13 protein-coding genes are annotated in these 18732 nt (G+C 60.4%); 6 read left to right on the forward strand and 7 right to left on the reverse strand.

The genetic code is table 11. The features are described from left to right. Nucleotides 1-161: 161 nt before the first annotated feature. The 5 genes from DV733_RS12280 to DV733_RS12300 form a co-directional block, all read right to left on the reverse strand. A complete protein-coding gene (locus tag DV733_RS12280; RefSeq protein ID WP_161569355.1) occupies nucleotides 162-725 on the reverse strand; it encodes a thermonuclease family protein in 564 nt (187 codons plus the stop codon). A gap of 268 nt (nucleotides 726-993) precedes the next feature. Further along, entirely contained in the window at nucleotides 994-2670 is a 1677-nt protein-coding gene (locus DV733_RS12285; RefSeq protein ID WP_170178704.1) for a transposase, read from the reverse strand. Nucleotides 2671-2749: 79 nt separating this feature from the next. Then, a complete protein-coding gene (locus DV733_RS12290) occupies nucleotides 2750-4390 on the reverse strand; it encodes a YegP family protein (RefSeq protein WP_202594299.1) in 1641 nt (546 codons plus the stop codon). Continuing rightward, nucleotides 4387-5553, reverse strand: a complete 1167-nt coding sequence (locus DV733_RS12295) for a poly-gamma-glutamate biosynthesis protein PgsC/CapC (RefSeq protein ID WP_049994424.1) — start codon at nucleotides 5551-5553, stop codon at nucleotides 4387-4389. Before DV733_RS12295 ends, DV733_RS12290 begins: the two co-directional genes overlap by 4 nt. Before the next feature lie 53 nt (nucleotides 5554-5606). Next, nucleotides 5607-6020: a response regulator transcription factor gene (locus tag DV733_RS12300; RefSeq protein ID WP_049994423.1), complete on the reverse strand. Its 414-nt coding sequence runs from the start codon at nucleotides 6018-6020 to the stop codon at nucleotides 5607-5609. Between the two features lie 111 nt (nucleotides 6021-6131). Here DV733_RS12300 and DV733_RS12305 point away from each other — a divergent pair, with 111 nt between their 5' ends. From DV733_RS12305 to DV733_RS12320, 4 genes are all read left to right on the forward strand, one after another. After that, nucleotides 6132-10037, forward strand: coding sequence for a PAS domain-containing protein (locus DV733_RS12305; protein ID WP_079979477.1), 3906 nt, complete (start codon nucleotides 6132-6134; stop codon nucleotides 10035-10037). 167 nt (nucleotides 10038-10204) lie between these two features. After that, the gene (locus tag DV733_RS12310; protein ID WP_049994422.1) at nucleotides 10205-10747 is read left to right on the forward strand and encodes a winged helix-turn-helix transcriptional regulator; all 543 of its coding nucleotides are present in this window, start codon (nucleotides 10205-10207) and stop codon (nucleotides 10745-10747) included. Between the two features lie 100 nt (nucleotides 10748-10847). Then, the gene (locus tag DV733_RS12315; protein WP_049994421.1) at nucleotides 10848-11876 is read left to right on the forward strand and encodes an iron transporter; all 1029 of its coding nucleotides are present in this window, start codon (nucleotides 10848-10850) and stop codon (nucleotides 11874-11876) included. 58 nt (nucleotides 11877-11934) lie between these two features. Further along, nucleotides 11935-12282, forward strand: a complete 348-nt coding sequence (locus DV733_RS12320; protein ID WP_237560500.1) for a DUF7471 family protein — start codon at nucleotides 11935-11937, stop codon at nucleotides 12280-12282. Here DV733_RS12320 and DV733_RS12325 read toward each other — a convergent pair. After that, complete coding sequence (locus DV733_RS12325; RefSeq protein WP_049994420.1) at nucleotides 12270-13523, reverse strand: outer membrane protein assembly factor BamB family protein; 1254 nt, start codon at nucleotides 13521-13523, stop codon at nucleotides 12270-12272. The two genes, DV733_RS12320 and DV733_RS12325, sit on opposite strands and share 13 nt — an antisense overlap. A 102-nt stretch (nucleotides 13524-13625) precedes the next feature. Between DV733_RS12325 and DV733_RS12330 the strand changes: the two genes are divergently transcribed. Together DV733_RS12330 and DV733_RS12335 are read left to right on the forward strand one after the other, a co-directional pair. Then, nucleotides 13626-15020: a hypothetical protein gene (locus DV733_RS12330; protein WP_049994419.1), complete on the forward strand. Its 1395-nt coding sequence runs from the start codon at nucleotides 13626-13628 to the stop codon at nucleotides 15018-15020. An 80-nt stretch (nucleotides 15021-15100) separates the two neighbouring features. After that, entirely contained in the window at nucleotides 15101-17998 is a 2898-nt protein-coding gene (locus DV733_RS12335; protein WP_079979476.1) for an ABC transporter substrate-binding protein, read from the forward strand. Nucleotides 17999-18038: 40 nt separating this feature from the next. Here the strand turns inward: DV733_RS12335 and DV733_RS12340 are convergent, their stop codons facing one another. Further along, nucleotides 18039-18719 carry an SOUL family heme-binding protein gene (locus tag DV733_RS12340; RefSeq protein ID WP_049994418.1) on the reverse strand — a complete coding sequence of 227 codons (681 nt, stop codon included), beginning with the start codon at nucleotides 18717-18719 and terminating at the stop codon, nucleotides 18039-18041. Nucleotides 18720-18732: the final 13 nt, after the last annotated feature.

Consider the following 18732-nt stretch of genomic DNA (forward strand, 5'->3'; position numbering starts at 1 on the left):
TCTTGTGTTTTTTCAGTGAATAATCTACGGGTGCTTGATGGCACGTTCTCCGTAGACAGGGGCCTCACTACACCTCTTTACAGATTCTATATATCAATATATGGTATATCCGTCGAGAAAGCCTGTCGTTCCTCGGCGGTGTACAGCTACGTTTCGTTCGATTAACTCGCAGAACGACACTGCCACAACCCACGACCGGCAGCCATCGCCTCGCGTTCGGCCTCGGCGTAGCGGTCGCGTTCGGAGAAGTCGGTGTCGTACAGGCGGGCGTGGCCGTCCTCGATCAGGTCGTAGTTCACCGAGTGGTTCTCGTGAACTACGATCCCCAGGAGTCGGCCGTAGCCACCCCGGGTATCGCCGCCGTGGTCGAGGCGGATCGTGACCCGCTCGCCGTCGAGTTGCTGTTCGACCACTGAACTGGCGTTCTTGCCGGCGTCCCGGAGGCACGCTCGACCCGACTTGGTGTCGGGCACGCCTTCGAACTCGTCTGGTTGGGTCTCGACGTGGACTTCGGGAGTGTCGATCCCGAGCAACCGGACGGTCTCGGTCGACCCGTTGGCAAACCGAACGTCGATAGTGTCGCCGTCGACGACGTCTGTGACTGTGGCTTCGAGCGTCTCACCCTGCTGTGGAGATCCGCCGAGCTCCACAGAGACACTGCAACCGGCCAGCCCGACCAGCGTGAGCGTACAGACCGCGAGCACCGCCGTGCGCGTCTGAAACACGGGTCGTGATGGGGCCGCGCTACTCTTGGGCGTTCTGGCCGATAAACGAGTATGCGCGATATCGAACCTTCTGGGCGGTGAAGTTGAGACTATACCTGGTTTAGCGGGGCTGTGATGCGTGAACTTGGCCGGTTCTGTCAACGCAGACCACCTCAAATCACTCCCCAAGCGGTCATTCCTATCACACTTCCAATTGTATGGGCGAATTTTCGCGACTTCCAACAGTGTAGCCACTCAGACGGCGCGCTAACCTAGACTGAGTGTCTCTCTATCCGATTCCAGTCTCCTTCTTCAGCAGCGTCAGCGTGTTGTCGGCTGTTACGATCGGTGAATGTTCGTACTCACCAGTCAACTCAACCTGCACGAGCAGATCGACAGCCCGCCAGATCGAGTACAACAGGCAGGCGAATGCGAAGTAGAAGAACCGTAGCCCGAAATCCTTCGACGTCGTCGCCGCCATGAACCGCTTTATAGATCTATAGCCGCTCTCGATCTCCCACCGATACCCGTACTCCGTGAGGTGACCACTCCCGCAATTCGTCATGAACACCGAATATTGTCGATGGTCGTCGTGCTCTGAGTCTTCTTTTCGACGATAGATGAGCGTCGTCTCGTGCCACTCGTTCTTCCCGAGGTGGAGCTTCCGGTCGGTCTCGTATCGGTCCCGGTCACGCTGGAGCAATCGCTTGGCCTGGGCTTTCTCGCTAGTCTGCATCCGCTTCGGAACGACGTAGGAGAGCCCTCGCTGGCTGATCATCTCCAAGACGTGCTGGCTATCGAACTCCCGGTCCATCAGCACGTTATCGACGTGAACGAGGTCCTCAGCCGAATCGAGCAAGTCTTCGACGATTTCCAGTCGTGTCTCCCCCTTTCGGACGGGGCGCGCGTCCAGCACGATTGGGACGGCATTGCCGACCAGCTGTACTGTCGCCCACTGGTAGGCGTATTGGTCACTCTTCTCTTTCGTTCCGATGATTTCGTCTTCGTAGCCCGTCCTGTCACCGGTGAAAGGGTCGGCTTCGGTAATGTCGATGGCGACGACTCCGGCTCGAAAGAACTGCTCTGTCTCCGCAACTTCGTTTAGGAGCCGAGTGGTGGCCTGCTGGTACATCCCTCGAATCTGTTCAATCGAGAGGTCTCGAATCTGCTCCCGATGAGCGTGCCCCAGCGGTGTCCGATCCCGAGTCGACTCGTAGAGGAAACTACGAGCACCTTCGTTTGCAGCCAGCCGCTCGCGAAGTCCGAGATATGTCTGCAGGCCCCAATAGGCGTTCTCGTGGATCTCACAGCCCTCCCCACGGTCCAGAGAGAACGCGGGAAAGACGACACGGCTGACGTGCTTGGTGACTCTATCGGCGTTGTCCAGAATGGCTCGATCGTCTGGAACCGATTTGTCCACGTCATCGCCACGAGCCGGGAGGACCTGCTCCGGTTCGCGGGGGACGGTGACGTCGGCGTTCTGCGCTTTGATGAGGATCGTTCGAGCCGCTTTCTGGACCGTCTCGCGAAACTCATCAGTGAAGCGTGTGTGCCAACTGCGCCAGAGTGTCGATTGGTCAGGCACTGTCTCCAGCCCAAGCCGCTCGCAAAGTTCCGGATGACTTTCGAGGTACTCGTAGAGTGCTGTTTCGTGCTCCCATCCGTGAAGTTCTTTCAGAACGAACACGCGAAACAGGGTGTCCATCTCGTAGTGTGTCGGACCCTCGTAGCAGTCGTGGGCCTCGAATTGGAAGTAGGCCAGCGGAAGTTCGGAGACGAACTGCTCAACAGAGATGTGCTTATGATGCGTGAACCAAGCTCCTGAGACGATCCGGACATCCGACTCTAATCCGGTAAGTGAGGTGCGGTCGTACAACGGTGTCGAATCGTACGCTGGCCACTCAACGTACGACAGTCGTGCAATTTGTCGAAAGACGGTTCTCCGAGATTCAGTAGTAATGGGCACTACCGGACAATCGTTCTGGCCCCCTCAAGAACACGTCTACATCTAACGAAAAGGCCCGCTTCTTACAGAAGCTGACGTTTTATTCGTGATCTTTTGGTTTAGTCGCTTCCGCGCTCCCCTGTTCAGAAATGTCAACAGCTTCGCTTGCCGAGGCAGCCTGTCTTTTCTCTTTCACTCGTTGTTCAATCGACGCCTGCATCTCACGCATAAACTCGTCCACCGTGTTACCCATGAGGATGACCGGTCGTCCATCGGTGAACAGTTCAGTTAGAACCTGCTCTGGGTCCGCATTTTGACTGTGGCACTTGGTTGGAACATCGACGTTTTCGGCGAATGCGCGTGTGTTAGCCCCACCGATGTGAGCTTCATCGATTAACTCTCGCTCGAATAGCAACTCGATATATTGAGCAAATGACGCTGTACGCCCCCGCCGGTCTCTTCGGAGGTACACGAACGGGGTGATACATTCGTCATCGACGAGCACCCGTCGAACCATCTCAGTACTTTCGACGTCGTTCACCTCGGCAGCGTTGAAGATGAGTCCGTCTTCAAGTTCTATCCACGTTGGTTGGATCGCACTGAGGAACGATTCGATCTCCTCGGCTGGAAGTGGCGGTTCGCCAACAACATCTAACACCGCATTGACTGCGTGGATCGTTTCAGAACCGATTAGCCCTTCGTGTTCGTCGGGAATATCAACCTGCTCGATAGTCCCTCCGCGGCGTTCGATCTCTTTTTGCATATATTCGTGCAACACCGGGTGTTGCTCGCCGCTCACAACGTGTGTTCCCGCTGGGACCGACCGCGCAAACGAACGTGCAAGGTCTGTCCTGGTCTTTCCAAGGGTATCTGTGTGGTCCTGACGGACGTTTGTTAACACGATGATGTCCGGATCGGTCAGACGCTGGTTGAACAGCCGGGTCGTGTATTCTGTGATACCTTGATTCTCGAAGATAGCGACGTCGTCCGGCTCGTACGCATCGAGTTCGGGGACGAACTCAGCGATGAGACTGATATTCTCGTAGAGCGTCGTTCGAGGCCCCCGTCGTTCGATAGGATGGACCTCGCCGTTGTGGATCAGTAGTGGATGGTTGCCGGTGATCTTCGTGAGCGTGTCGTACCCTCGGCGGTTGAAGACGTCGTCGAGCCGTTGGGTGGTTGAGGATTTACCGCGAGTCCCCGAGACGACAATCTGGGTATCGATCTGATCGAGGACCTTACGATGTCGGATACCTCTCGTTGCTTCACTCAATAGCCCTGTCAAACTCGACGAGCCAACTTCGATCGGTTTCGGACCGGTCTTCCATTCGTACTCGGCTCCAACCAAGAACATCGGGAGCGCCCCCGCCGCATAGTCGAGGAACTGGTCCGCCGCGGACTCTGCCGACACTTCTGTCGGGAAGCGATCGGAACTGTGTCCCAGTACTCCGTTTGCACTTTGGAGCCGCCAGACCCAGTTGTTTCGTTCTTCCGGGAGTTCTCCCGACGGTGTGGGTTCTTGTTCGACGATGATGTCGGGCGCGTCGACGTCGGTGTCTGGGAAGGACTTTTCATTCCCCGAGAGTTCTGCAACAGCGGCGCGAACGAGATCAATTGCTTCGCGAGCTGCTCGGGACGTGTCGTAGTGGCGACTGCCGGTTGCTAGTACCCCCGCTGGACCTCTAAGACGCCAGGACCAGCCGAATCCACGGCCGTAGATCTCGAAGGCGGTCCGACTCATGTTTCACCTCCTTCAGAGAGAATCGACGCCGAGAGGACCTCCTCTTCGCTTGGAGGTGACACGGTATACCAGTACGCGATACCCAAGGCAGCCACCCAGAGAACCGCTGCAATCCCCAGGACAGGCAACGTCAGCTCTTGTGGAAACCCACGAGGTTGGGGAGCACTGAACAGTCGAGCGACGATCAAAGCGGGGACGAAGACCACGATCTGAAGCGGGAGGACAAGGCGGCGCTCGAAGGGGGCCGACGCATGCGCGTTGTACGCCCCGACACCTGCCAAAATCGCAGTAAAGAACGCCGACAGTCCTCGCTCAATCGGTAAGACAAACGTCAGCGATACCGTAGCGAAGATCGCGACTGCGACAGTCACTCCGAGAAGGACTCGTCCGTACCGGAGTGTGAGGTAGTTCGACAACTGGATAAAGCCGAACGATAGCGCAAGCAAAAGGACGTACAGGATTACGAGCCAATAGCTCGCTAGCGCATAAATCGCGAGGAGGACCGCACCGATGATCCCGACACGAACACCGAACCGATCCCGGAGCCGTTCAGAGAGAACGAGCCCACCAGCGAACAGCCCGGCCACGATTTCTCGAGGGAGTATGACAGATTCGGGATCGAGTGACACTGCAACACCTTTGAAAATAGCGACGTCTGCCGTCGAAGAGAAGAGGATCGGGGGTGTCAGCGTGCCAAATTGACGCGCAAATCCATTGGAAACCAGTACCCAACCGAGCGTAGTGAGGGCAATGAATAACCCGACGCTTGCCAGAATGTCGTTTCGACGATATTCCGGCTTGATTCGATGGTAATTGTACGCTGCTAGTCCTGGGAGAATACTGCCCAGAAACGCGATTACCCCCACGTCGATGCCTAGCTGGAGAACAAAAAAGAGCGTGATCACTGGTACAATCGTTCCGATAACCATTGCTGCGACGAGTTCGTCACGACCGAAAAGTAACGTTCGGCGACGCAAGATCCACAGGCCGACGAAAGCGGCTGCAGCGCTCGACAGAAAGACCGGGAGCATCACGAAGTTCTTCAGCGTATATACAGCAAGAACGGGAACAGTAATCGATCCACCCATACGATACCCAGTAAGTTGGGTAATAATTCCAACGCTAAGAAGACCGATAACAGCGACTAGGGTGGCTACCCACATTGTGAGTATCTATCGGCTTGTGCATCTTTACTGTTTCAATTCAGGACGGTTGCTTACTCGAGAGTTTGCTGTACCCGTCCGTAAAGCTCGGATTTATTGAATGGCTTGGCAAGGAAGTCGTCCGCGCCCGCCTCGAGTGCTCGAACGATGTCCTCTTCCCGGCTCCGAGACGTCAGCATAATAACCGGCATATCCTGCATCCCGTCGTTCTCTCGGATATGGTCCAGAACCGAAAACCCGTCCATATCTGGCATCATGACGTCGAGAATGACCGCTTTCGGTAGTGAACCTGGGGACTCTTCTAAGCACTCCCATGCCTCCCGACCATCTTTTACAGTCTCGACGTCGAAATCCCCACTGAGACTAACGTCGATCATTTCTCTGATGTCTTCGTCGTCGTCAGCAGCCAGAATTTCCGCAGGCATACTAGTAGCGTATGCGTCCCTTTTGCTTATATTGACCGCCATACGAAAATCTCCCCGATTAGTGCGATTTTTTAGTCGTCAGCGACCTCGATAGCCCACTATGATGTCTCGCAAGACACACTTAAACAGTTAGACAGTCAAATCTCAGTAACTGTGCTCGGTACTACTGACGAACTCGACGATCCTATCCGCGTCCTCTACGTGAACTCCGATCCCGCGTTCGCGGAGTTGGTTCAAACCAAGCTCCAACAAACGAGTACCGAGATCGATTGTATACCTGCCGACGGTCTCGACGAAGCACTGCACAATCTTGCTGCGGACCGGATCGACTGTATCGTAACGGCGTACTCGCTCGACGATTCGGACGGTATCGGGCTTACGGAGTCGATTCGCCAACAGAACGATGATATCCCGATAATCCTCTTTACTGGACAGGGGAGTGAGGAGATCGCGAGCGAAGCGACTCGTGCCGGCGTATCGGACTACATCCCAGTCCGGTCGGAGCGTGACAACTTCACACTGCTCGCGGCCCGCATTCGAACACTCACGAGGGCTGCTCGCAAGCGCACGGAGGCTGAGCAGACGAAACGGCGCTTCCGACGAACGCTCGAACGCGCGACTGACGCGATTTACGCCGTCGACAGCGACTGGCGCATCGAGTATATAAACGAGAAGATGGCCGAGCGAGTCGAACGTGACCCGGACGCGATCGTCGGACAAACCATCTGGGAGGAGTTCCCGTCGATCGTTGGGACGGAACTCGAAGACAAGTATCGAACGGCGATGGAGACTGGTGAACCGGTATCGTTCGAACAGTGGCTGGGAGAGCCGTTCGGCTACTGGGTCGAAGTGCGAGCGTTTCCAGATGACGACGGGCTGACCGTCTTTTCACGCGAAATTACTGCCGAGCGAGAACGGGAACTGGAGCTAGAGCGCAGTGACGCGATTCTGGAGAACATCCACGACGTCGTGTTCGTCCTCGGCGAGCAGGGTGATATCGAGTTCGCGAATACGGCTGCGAAGCGGTTGCTCGCAGGGGATCAGTCGGCCCAGATTATCGGTCAACAGATCGAAACGGTCGTCGGTGACCGCGTTAGCGATTCCGATGCTACCCGTTTCTCCCAGGCAGTCGAGTCGACACTTGACGAGGTCGAGAGCGATGGTGGGTCGACAGGGTTGTACGATACAGACCTACAGCTCGACGTTGTGGCCGGGGCCAGTGAACGAACGCTCGACGTCCGGGTAACGCCGTTCCAGAGTCGAAAGCGGAAGCAGATACTCGTTGTCGCTCGAGACGTTACCGAACAAAGCGAGGTGAACCGGCAACTGGAACGGGAGCGTGACGGACTCCAGGACCTCCAAGCCGTCATGGCAGAAAGCGATGTCTCGGCCGAGTCACGCCTCCAGAATCTACTGGAAGTCGGTTGCCAGACGCTCGGACTGGAAATCGGCATCGTCTCGCGGATTCAGGAGAGCGACTACACGGTCGAAGCAGTTCACGCACCAGAGGCTGATATCGAAGCTGGCGATCAGTTCGATCTCGCATCGACGTACTGTGCTGAAGTCGTCGGCACGGATTCGGTCTGTTCGTTTGCAGACGCCGTTAGCGACGGGAAAGAGACGCATCCTGCCTACCGTGAGTTCGAGTTAGAATCGTACATCGGCGTGCCACTCGTCGTCGACGACACGCGTTACGGAACCGTCAATTTCTCGAGTCCGACAACGCGAGTCGCGCCGTTCGGAGCGCTCGAACGAACGTTCGTCGAGCTGGTCACACAACTCGTGAGTACCGAAATCTCGCGTCGTCGTGACCGTGCCGAACTCGAACGTCAGGAGTTCCTCTTCGACCGCGTTCAGGACATCGCAGATATCGGTATATGGGAATTCATCCCATCGAGCGGCGAACTCGCCTGGTCTGACGGGGTCCGCCAGATCCACGGTGTCGACGAGGACTACGAGCCCCCCCTCGACGACGCGATCGAGTTCTACCACCCCGACGACAGAGAGACGATTACCGCAGCAGTCGACCGAGCAATCGAAGACGGGGAACCGTACGACCTTAACCTCCGAATCGTTCGACCCGACGGAGCGGTGCGTGACGTCCGGGCGTGGGGAGAATACGTCGACGACACACAGCGCGGCGACGCAGTACTTCGGGGTGTTTTTCAGGACATCACGGAGCGAGAAGCGGAACGCCGTGAGCATCGAGAGCTCGCGGAGGAATACGAGGCGTTGCTCGAAACGTCCGGGGACGCGATATTCTTGCTTGATGTCGATACCGCTGGTGAGGACCCATCATTCGAGTTCGCCAGACTCAGTCCCGGATACGAGTCACAGACCGGAATTACGACCGAGGAAGTTCGCGGCAAGACCCCACGAGACGTGTTTGGCGACCAGGAGGGTGCTGAACTCGAGGCCAATTACACTCGCTGCGTCGATCAGGGGGCCCCAATCTCGTATCGCGAAGAACTCGACATCGGTGACGGTGCGCAGTTCTGGGAGACCAGCCTCGCACCGGTCGTCGTCGATGGCGAGACTGTTCGAATTGTGGGTATCGCTCGAAACGTTACCGAGCAAGTCGAACGAGAGCGTGAACTCGAAGCGACGAACCAGCGACTGGAATCGCTCATCGAGGCCACGCCACTCACCGTCATGGAGATCGACACGGATGGGACCGTCATCCGCTGGAACGACGAGGCTGAAACCATGTTCGGCTGGTCGCAGGACGAAGTGCTTGGCGAGTTCAATCCGATGGTCCCGGACGAGCAGCAGGAAGAGTTTGCCTCACACCGGCAGCGCGTCCTGAGCGGCGAGCGAATCCGAGCAAAGGAGATACGGCGAGAGACGAAAGACGGAGACGAACTGGACCTGCTCTTGTCGGTCGCGCCGGTTACAAGCCCCGACGGAGAGACTACGAGCATCCTCGCTGTCTTGGAGGACATAACCGAACAGAAACGGTTGGAAGCTCGCCTCCGCTCGCTTCAGGACACCGCACAATCGCTCAGCGGCGCTGAATCAAGCGAGGAAATCGGAGCGATCGCCGTCGATGCCGCGGCCGAGATACTGGACCTCGATATCACCGGAATTTGGGAGTACGACGACCGAGAGAACGTGCTCGCCCCAATTACGGAAACGTCCGAAGCACGAGACCTGTTTGGCGAGTCTCCCCGGTTCACTCCTGGAGACAGTCTCGCTTGGGACGTGTTTGAGTCCGGAGAAACCCAGGTATATGATGATATCCAAGCTGAGGGGCAACCCCACAACCCGAACACAGAGATACGGAGTGAGATTCTCGTCCCACTAGGTGAGTATGGGCTCATGTCGACGGGGTCAGTTTCCACGCAGGTCTTTTCTGAGACGGACGTCGACCTGTTCCGGATTCTCGGTGCGACTGTCGAGGCAGCACTCGCACGAGCGAGCAGGGAGGAAGAACTACACCGACAGAACGAACGACTCGACCAGTTCGCGAGCGTCGTTGCCCACGACCTTCGAAACCCGCTCTCTGTCGCAATGGGGTTCCTCGAAATCGCGGAGGAGACCGGGAAGGCGGAGCACTTTGAAAAAGTAGAATCCGCACACGACCGAATTGAACGACTCATCGAGGACCTCCTGACGCTGGCACGTGGGGAGACGACGATCGAGGATGCAGAAGAGATCGACCTCGAGAGTATTACGACAGAAGCGTGGGGATACGTCGACACGGAGGAGGCAACGCTTACAGTCGCAGATGGAATTCCGACAGTCACCGGGGATGCAGGGCGGCTGACCCAACTCTTCGAGAATCTCTTCCGAAATGCAATCGAGCACGGTGGTGCCGACGTCACGGTGACCGTGGGTGGACTAGACGGAGACGATGGATTCTACGTTGAGGATACCGGCAGCGGGATTCCCCAGGAGAAGCAAGACGACGTGTTCAAACACGGCGTCACGTCCAGCGAGGGGGGAACCGGGTTCGGGCTCTCGATTGTGGCCGACATCGCGAAGGCGCACGGTTGGACAGTTTCGGTGACAGACGGAAGCAATGGCGGGGCACGGTTCGAGTTCAAGCGGTCGAAATAGTACCCGTTGTCAGTGAGCAAACCGTGCCTGCGGCCTATGCATTGAGAGAGCCAGTCTCAACTTCCATTCTGGGCGAGTCTGCTATCGACGGACCGTGACATATAGAAACGCACTCGCCCTAGCTTCGACAGCGTCGTGCTCGCAACCACGTCCTCGACTGTTTCACGATGACCGACACCAGGGACAAAGTAATCTCGCAGATCCGCCAACGGCCGGGTATTCACTTCAACGAACTCGTCCGGACGCTCGACCTCGCGCCGGGGCAAGTCCAGTACCATCTGAAGAAGCTGCGCCGCGCTGCGGTCGTCGTCGAAGAACCGCTGTACGGGAAGACACACTACTACACCACGGAGTACGGCGCGTGGGAGCGACGGGCGCTGGCCGTCTTGCACCGGGAGACTGCGCGCGAGATTCTCGTGCACCTCCTGACCAACGGCCGGAGTCGTCCGGGAGCGGTCGCGGAGCGACTGGACGTGGCTCGGAGTACGCTCGAATGGCACCTCGACCACCTCGTCGAGCAGGATCTCGTCGAAAAGGAGCGGGGTCAGCGTAACCACGTCACGCTCTCGGTTTCACACCCCGAAGAGACCGCTCGCATGCTTCGGCTGGTGAACCCGTCACTGGCCGACCGACTGCTGGATCGATTTACCCGGCTGGTCGACGGATTGCTCGACGGCGAGTCCGGGTCGACCGACGCAGACCAGTCGTGATCGATGGGCAGATCATCCGAACCGGCGGGAGAGGACTGCTGGCTGCTGTTTCGACGGTCGGACCAGACGCCTCTTGTTGATCCGGCGCTCAGACCCGTCCATGAGACGACGCGCATTTCTCGGTGGCTGTGCCGGAGCACTGTCGAGTGGGCTTGCAGGCTGTGGTGGCTTGTTAGAAGAGCGGTCGACCGGCGGTCAGCCGCCTGTTCTGGATGACAGGCCGGACGCGGTCTACGTGCCGACACATATCGAAGGGATGGAGATGCAGGGGATGCAGACTGTCGGCGACCGCAAAGTCGGGCTGTTCTACTCCTACGCTCACCGGTTCTGGACTGTCACTGGCACGCGGACCAACCTGGCCGAGATTCAGGACGGCCAGGACGTCCACCTGATGGCCTCGACCTGGGATCCCGAGAGCGGGACCGTCATCCCCGTGCTGAGCCAGCCGACGTTCACGATCAGCCAAGACGGCGAGGAGGTCGACAGCAAGCGCGCGTGGCCGATGCTCAGCCAGAACATGGGCTTTCACTTCGGCGAGAACATGGCACTCGATGGCGACGGGACGTATACTGTCGAGGTCGAGGTCGGTGCGGTCGACAGCCAGCGCGTCGGCGACTTCGACGGGACGTTCGGCGAGTCGATTACCGCCGAGTTCGAGATGGAGTACAGCGAGAGCACCAAGAACGAGATCAGATACGAACGCCTTTCAGACGAGGAGGGTACTCGGGGAGCCGTCTCACCGATGTCGATGGAGATGCTGCCACTGGCGTACGCCCCCTCGAAATCCGCGATGCCGGGCTCACCCGTGGAAGTCGGCAGCGTCGGCGACGCCGAGATGGTCGCGACCGTCGACGGGTCGACGCTGCTCGTCTCGCCGCGGACGCCCTACAACCGCTTTGCAGTGCCCGGGTTTGCTCTGTCGGCGACCCTCGACGCCGTCGGATTCGACGATACATTGACCCCGGCGATCGGACCGGAGATTGGATCGCACTATCGCGCGGAGCTATCGAGCGAACCGTCGAGTGGCGACGAACTGACGATCACGGTCGATGGTCCGCCGTCGATCGCCCGCCACGAGGGCTACGAGACTGCCTTCCTCGAACGTGGTTCTGTGACGACGACGCTATGATCGTGACTGCTGGGTGTTTCCGAACGTTGTTTCATATCTCGTTGCCTACAGTGAGACGATGACGGGAGTAATCGTCTCGATGGCGGCAGACTGGATCCCGAGCGGTTACGCACCCCACCTGTTCGTGGGCTTGCTTCTCGCCGGACTCAGTACGGTGGCGCTGTTCGGACTGGGGCTGGCTGCCTATCTGCAGCGCCGCTCGACGGAGTATCTGCTCGTTACGCTGGCGCTGGGTGGACTTGTCGTCCGAACACTCGTCGGCTGGGGGACCGCGATGGGTGTCGTGCCGATGGTCGTCCATCACGTCGCTGCACACCTGCTCGATTTCACGATCGCGGCGCTCGTCCTCTATACGGTCTATCGTCGCGGCCCGTCGCAGTCGACCGACGCCTCTCAGGACGCGTAGTCGAGCGCGACGACGCGGCCGTCACCGTAGCGGACGAGGATCTCTTCTCGCCCGTCGTCGTCGATATCTGCCGTCGTCGCGAACGTCAGTATCGGAACGTTGCGTTCGTATCTGGCCAGTACCGAGCCACCGTCGGCGTCGAGGACGGCGACCCGTCCGTCTTCGCTGACGGCGATCACCTCCGAGGTGTCGTCCCCGTCGACGTCCCCGAGGACAGGCGGTGAGACGATGGTACTGTCGCCGCTCGCTATCGATGTCGACCACTCGGTATCGCCGGTCGCGGCGTCGAGTGCGAGCACGTCGCCGCCGACTTTCCCGACGAAGAGTTCGACCGTTCCGTCGCCATCGGCGTCGGCGGCCTCGCGGATCCGGCCGTTCGTGATCGATCGATTCCACTCCCCTGCCCCCGACTCTCCGTCGTAGGACGTGATCGACAGGGTTCCGGACGTGAACACTTCGAGCGCGTCGTCGCCGTCGGCGTCGGCTGCAGTGAGATACGTCGCCGTGCCGTTGCGGAACCACTCGATGTCGCCCGTGGCCGAGAGTACCACCGGGCCGCTGTCGCTCCCGAGGAGAACCTCCTGCTGGCTATCGCCGTCGACGTCGTCGACGATCGGCGCTTCGCGGATTGTACGCTCTGTCCATCCCGTCCGGTTCAACTCGAATCGCCAGAGTACCGATCCGTTCGCGCGCGTCGCCACGACGTTCCCGGCGACGTCGCTTGCCAGGATCTCCGGCCCGGGAGCGGACGTCAGATTCTCGATCGTCGGTCGGCCGAAGCCGTAGGTTTCGAGTGGGACTCGCCAGCGTTCGCTGCCGTCTTCGGCGTCGTAGGTGACGAGCGCATTCTCGATCGAAGAGATACCGACGACCTCCGGCGTTCCGTCGCCATCGAGATCCGCGATCGCCGGTTCGGTGAGCGCGTGGACGAAACAGTCGTCGGGTGGGATTCCATTTCGCCACAGTACAGCGCCGTCTGTCGGCCGGAGACGCGCGAAGACACACGACGTGTTCGTAATCTGGTCGGTGCTACCCCGGGCCTCCGCGACAGGCGCGACGATCACGTCGCCGTCGGGACCGACACCGACCGCGTGATGGTTGATGTCGGTGTCGCGCGGCGTGTCGCTCACCCACGTCTCGTCGAGCGTCCCGCCGGACGACCAGACAGTGAGACCGAAGACGACGAGTCCGCCGAGGATGGCGACGAACCCGACGACGGCGATAACGGTACGTGGTCGCATAGCGATACGTTCGGCCCGGCTCGCAAAAGCCTGCCCGTGCGCGGTCGGGATTCGAGACGTGAACCACAGGGGATTTTCGACCGTCGTGGATACAGTGAGTCGATGGGCAATCGCTCTCGGTCGAAGAGACTCCTTCGGGCCGGGCTGGTGTTCGGTCTCGTCGCGCTGTTCCCGGGCGTCGCGAGTGCGCACGAGGTCTCCGGATCGCGCTTGCAGACGCCGCTCCCGCTGTCGGTGCTACTCGCAGGTGCGGGCGTGACTGTCGCCTCGACGGCGCTCTGGTTGGCCGTGACCGACCGAACGCCAGCAGCCACCGACGGACGAGCCCGGAGCCTGACCGTTCCAGCGTCGGTCGCTCGGCCGCTCAGCGTCGCGGTCACCGCGCTCTTTCTCGCCGGTGTCGCGTCGGTGCTGGTGTTCGGGTTCGTCGGTCGGCAGGTCGCCGCCGAGAACGTCGCGACGGTCTTCACCTGGCCGCTGTGGTTTCGCGGGCTGGCGTTGCTCGCGCTCGTCTTCGGCACGGCCTGGCAGCTGCTGTCGCCGTGGCGAGCAATCTACCGCGGCCTCGCCTGGCTCGAAGGGGGGCAGTTCGCGGTGCTCGGTACGTACCCGGCCGCGCTCGGAGCGTGGCCAGCAGTCGTCGGTTTCGTCGCGCTCGTCGGGATCACCGAGAACCTGACCGTGATCCCGCGGTCCCCACGTCTCACCGGCGTGGTCGTCGCGGCGTACGGGCTCGCGATGGTCGCCGGGGCGACGCTGTTCGGCACTGCCTGGCTTCGTCACGCCGACCCGCTGGGTGTCTTCTATCGTCTGTTCGGTCGCGTCGCGCCGCTCGCGTTCGACCGAGGCGAGCGCGGAGGGTACACCGTCTCGCTGCGATCTCCCTGGACGGGGTGTCTCGATCCGTTCGCGAGCGTCTCGCTCGTCGTCTTCGCGATCGCCACGGTGTACACGGTGAGCTTCGACGGCTTCACCGAGACGCGGGCCTACCAGACGGTGTTGTTCGATCTCAGGGGGCTGCTCGGGACTGGCCCGGAGACGAGTATCCTCCTGTACGTCTTCGGGCTGGCCGGGTTCGTCCTCACGTTCGCGGCAGCGAGCTGGGCCGTCGAGCGACTGGGTGGCTCGCCAGATCGTAACTGGGTCACAGCCGCGCGCTGGTTCGCGCCAACTGTCCTTCCGATCGCCGGCGCCTACGAGGTCGCTCACAACTACCCCTACGTGATCCGAAACCTCGGGACACTGGTCTCGATGTCCGTACCCGGAGTCGAATCAGTCGACGTGCTCGGCTGGCTCTCCGTCTCGCTGTTCTGGGGTTCGCAGGTCGTCCTCGTCGTTGCGGGCCACGTCGTCGCAGTCGTCGCTGCCCACGCCGTCGCGCGCTCTCGATACGACTCGCCCGCCGCCGCCCGGCGCGGTCACCTGCCGCTGGTCGTCCTGATGATCGGGTATACCGTTCTCTCGCTGTGGATCATCTCACAGCCGGTCGTCGGGTGACCGAGCACAGGCGGGCAGTTTCTCTGTGATTGAACAGACATGGCGAATGATATATACCCCCGTGCAAATACAACTCGTCCATGTCCGATTCTGGTGACGATTTTGTGAACTCCGCCCGGGGTATTCGCTCCGGGAGCTGTGTCCTCGACGGTGAGTATCTCTCTCAGTACCGCGGTGACCTCACGGACGGGCAGGAGAACGTCCGCATCTTTACGACCGCACCGTCGATCACGACGCAGTCGGTCCAAGACGCGTTCTGGCAGGCCACTTCGGGATGGTTCAACCCCAGTTCACACGAGAACGTCGTCACGGTGTACGATCGAGGCAGGAGTCCGCGGCCCTGGGTCGCCGTCGAGACTGTCGACGGGGCGCGTCTCGGCGACGTTCAGTCCGAGTTGTCGATCGCGGACGCACACGCAGTCGCCTCGGATACGGCCGAGGCGCTTCGGGTCGCCGGGCTGTACAACGCGACTCACGGGTCACTGTCGCCGACTGACATCTGGGTGACTGGTCTCTCCGGAAGCGCAGATGCGACTGCCGTCGTCGACGAATGGGGGCTCGAACGAGCCTGTCGCGTCGCCGCCGGCGAACGTCCAGTTTCCCTGTTTACTGCACCCGAGCTGGTCGACGAGCCGACTGCAGTCACGGATCAGACCGACGTGTACGGGCTGGGAGCGATCACCTACTACGCGTTGACGGGTGAACCCCCGTTCACGATTGCCGAGGTCGAAGCCGGTCCGGGTCCCGAGCAGGTGACACCACCGAGCACGCTCGTCCCCGAGCTCCCGTCGGCAGTCGACGATGTGATCCTTACGGCGTTGGCACCGACGCCCGGCGCCCGCCAGTCGTCACCTTCGCAGTTCGGGACCGACTTCTCGTTGGCGTTCCCGGACGGGTTTTTCGACTCCCGGCCCGACTCGAATCAGACTCAGACAGCGTCAACTGGACAGCCTGCTGGCGATGACCGGTCGGCTGCGAACGGCCAGCCAGTGGGCAATTCGAGTACTCACAAGCCGAGTTCTGGGCCCCAGTCCGGCGGTGACAGTACTGATCGGACGGACCCCGGCAGTGATAGTTCGTTCCCGCTCTCGCGCCGCTCCGTCCTGGGATTTCTCGGCCTCGCCGGTGGCGGTTCCGTCGTCGCCACCCAGTTACTCGGCGATTCGGACTCCAGTGGGGAGCCGACCGACGGGTCCGGTGACGAGTCGGGCAACGGTGGTTTCGCCACATCACCCGATCCGGAGACGACAGCGCCACCCCGGGAGACGCCCACCCCCGACGAACCGTCGGCCGAACTAGATCCTTCGATCTACGCGGACAAGGCACAGGAGGCCTGGGAGGTGATCACGGAATACTCCGACTCGGATGCCTCGCTCGTTCGACAGGCTCACGTTGATATCGAAGAGGCAGTTCGGGACAGCGCGATCGTCCTGAACTTCATGCACGACGTGCGCGAGCGGTTCTGGTACGATCACGTCGACGTCCCGAAGTACGGCACGCTGGGCCCGTCTCACCAGCGACACACCGATACGCAGCTGACCGATGGAAGCACGGAACTGAACCTGTTCCTCGACTACCTCGATTCTATCGATCCCATCGAGTCAGACGACGAGGCGTCGTCGACGGTGATCACGCAGCTCTACGAACCGCTGGTGAACTACCCCGACGGCGTTCCGGAGTTGAACAACCTACTGATCGAGGGATTCGAGTTGTCCGAGGACCAGACGACGTATACGTTCACTCTGAAAGAGGGGGTGACGTTCCACGACGGGACGGAGTTGACGGCCCAGGACGTAAAGTACTCCTGGCGGCGGGTCGCCGAGTCCGAGAACAGCATCCGATCGGACTTCCTGCTGGACGAAACCACCGGTGTGGGAGCGGTCCACGAGACAGCCAGCGACGGAAACGTGGTTCCCGACTCGCTGGGCGTGAGGGCCGTCGACGACTACACGCTCAAACTGGAACTCGAGACTCCCAACCCAGATGCGCTGGACATCCTCACATATCCCGTCTTTTCCGTCGTTCCTGAGGGAATCGTTGGCGATATCGATGGCTACACTGGCGACGTGTCTCACGAGGAGTTCCGACAGAACGTGGCGAACGGGACCGGCCCCTTCACGTACGGCGCCTTCACGGTCAACGAAGAGTTCCGTGTGACTCGATTCGAGGAGTACCATGCTGAGGCAGCTGATATCGAATCGATCCACTGGAACATCGTGGGCGGTCAGGAAGAGAGGTACGCACTCGCTATCGAGAAAGAAGCCGACATCTTCCAACTGCCGACACAGTACTACGACCCGGGGAACGTAGACGCGACGGAGGACGACCGTGGGCGTGAGGTCGGGACCTACGGACCGCTCGACAACGGCGAGACGGTGAACTACCTCGCCGTTCCGGAACTTGTCACGCGATACTTCGGGTTCAACGCGCGGAACGTGCCGATCGAGGTCCGGCGAGCGGTCGCGTACGTGCTCGATCAACAGGCGATTGTCGACGAGCTGTTCGCCAGCCGTGGTGTCCCCGCGTACAGTTTCACGCCGCCGGGGATCTGGCCGACCGGTCGGGGCGGGTACGAGCAGTTCGTCGACGAGTATCCGTACAGCCCTGACGAAGTGGACGTCGAGAGTGCCCGAGAAGTACTCGACGAAGGCGGGTTCACTCCGGACGATCCGTTCGACTTGACCGTCACGACGTTCGACATCGAGACGTACGTACAGGCGGCCGAGGATCTCCGTGACCACCTCGCTGGAAACGGCGTCGAGATCGATATTGACTCGGCAGGGTTCGGCATCCTCCAGGAACGCGGATACAACGGCAATCTGGAGATGTACTCGCTGGGCTGGGGCTGGAGTTGGGACAGCCTCCGCTTCGGGCACTACGGGTTCGAGCCGAAGAACACCGACACGTCTCGGATGCCCGAGGAAACCGACGGCTACTACCTCGACTGGCAGACCGAACTGTCCGAAGAGTATCGCTGAGTGGCTGCCCGAATCGGGCGCGCCGACTCCCGCTGGTAGTTCAGGGAGTACTCACGCGCCGGACCTCGACGGCGACTTCGTTGGTTCGAAGAAACGGCGGGACGAGCGGCCCTTCGTAGCGCATGAGAAACGGCTCGCCGACGATCTCGAAGGTCTCGTCTGCCCCAGCCAGCGTCGAGCGCAACTGGTCTGTCTTGCGAGCGACGCGGCCGTCGCTCGTCCACCACGAGAAGCCGAGGACGGCCAGCGTTCGACCGGGCTGTTCGACCAGCCGAACCGACTCGTCGGTCGGCAGCGGAGCGGTGTCGTAGTCGTACTCGGCGGGGAGGTAGAACGCCATCCGAACGCCGTCCTCGTCGCGGTCGCTCTCGACGGGCGCTGTCATCGCGACCGATTCCGACTCGACGGGCGCTGTCATCGTCACTGACTGTCCGGTCGTCCTCCCGCCGCCCTCGACCGGGGCGGTCATGGACACGTCTGTCGCGCTGCGGTTCTCGCCCGAGATGTATCGGAAGAGCCGACGAAACGCGGCGTTTTCCGAGGGGGCGACCGTCTCGACGAGGACTGTCGGTGGATAGTGCCTGATCTCCACGTCGTCGACGTGCCCGACCGTCTCGTAGTCGACCTGCGGTGTGGATCGGTCCTGGAGATAGCGCCGTCCGGCGACGCCGACTGCGAGTACGCCGATCGCTCCCGCCAGGAGTGTCGTTCGTTTGACCATACTGGGACGTACG

The organism is Halapricum salinum (assembly GCF_004799665.1).
In the GTDB taxonomy this organism is placed as follows: Archaea; Halobacteriota; Halobacteria; order Halobacteriales; family Haloarculaceae; genus Halapricum; species Halapricum salinum.

Excerpts from the sequence above, each read along its gene's own strand:
- DV733_RS12290 (WP_202594299.1), bottom strand. The coding sequence starts at position 4,390 with ATGAGTCGGACCGCCTTCGAGATCTACGGCCGTGGATTCGGCTGGTCC.
- DV733_RS12295 (WP_049994424.1), bottom strand. The coding sequence starts at position 5,553 with ATGTGGGTAGCCACCCTAGTCGCTGTTATCGGTCTTCTTAGCGTTGGA.
- DV733_RS12300 (WP_049994423.1), bottom strand. The coding sequence starts at position 6,020 with ATGGCGGTCAATATAAGCAAAAGGGACGCATACGCTACTAGTATGCCT.
- DV733_RS12310 (WP_049994422.1), top strand. The coding sequence starts at position 10,205 with ATGACCGACACCAGGGACAAAGTAATCTCGCAGATCCGCCAACGGCCG.
- DV733_RS12315 (WP_049994421.1), top strand. The coding sequence starts at position 10,848 with ATGAGACGACGCGCATTTCTCGGTGGCTGTGCCGGAGCACTGTCGAGT.
- DV733_RS12320 (WP_237560500.1), top strand. The coding sequence starts at position 11,935 with ATGACGGGAGTAATCGTCTCGATGGCGGCAGACTGGATCCCGAGCGGT.
- DV733_RS12325 (WP_049994420.1), bottom strand. The coding sequence starts at position 13,523 with ATGCGACCACGTACCGTTATCGCCGTCGTCGGGTTCGTCGCCATCCTC.
- DV733_RS12330 (WP_049994419.1), top strand. The coding sequence starts at position 13,626 with ATGGGCAATCGCTCTCGGTCGAAGAGACTCCTTCGGGCCGGGCTGGTG.
- DV733_RS12335 (WP_079979476.1), top strand. The coding sequence starts at position 15,101 with ATGTCCGATTCTGGTGACGATTTTGTGAACTCCGCCCGGGGTATTCGC.
- DV733_RS12340 (WP_049994418.1), bottom strand. The coding sequence starts at position 18,719 with ATGGTCAAACGAACGACACTCCTGGCGGGAGCGATCGGCGTACTCGCA.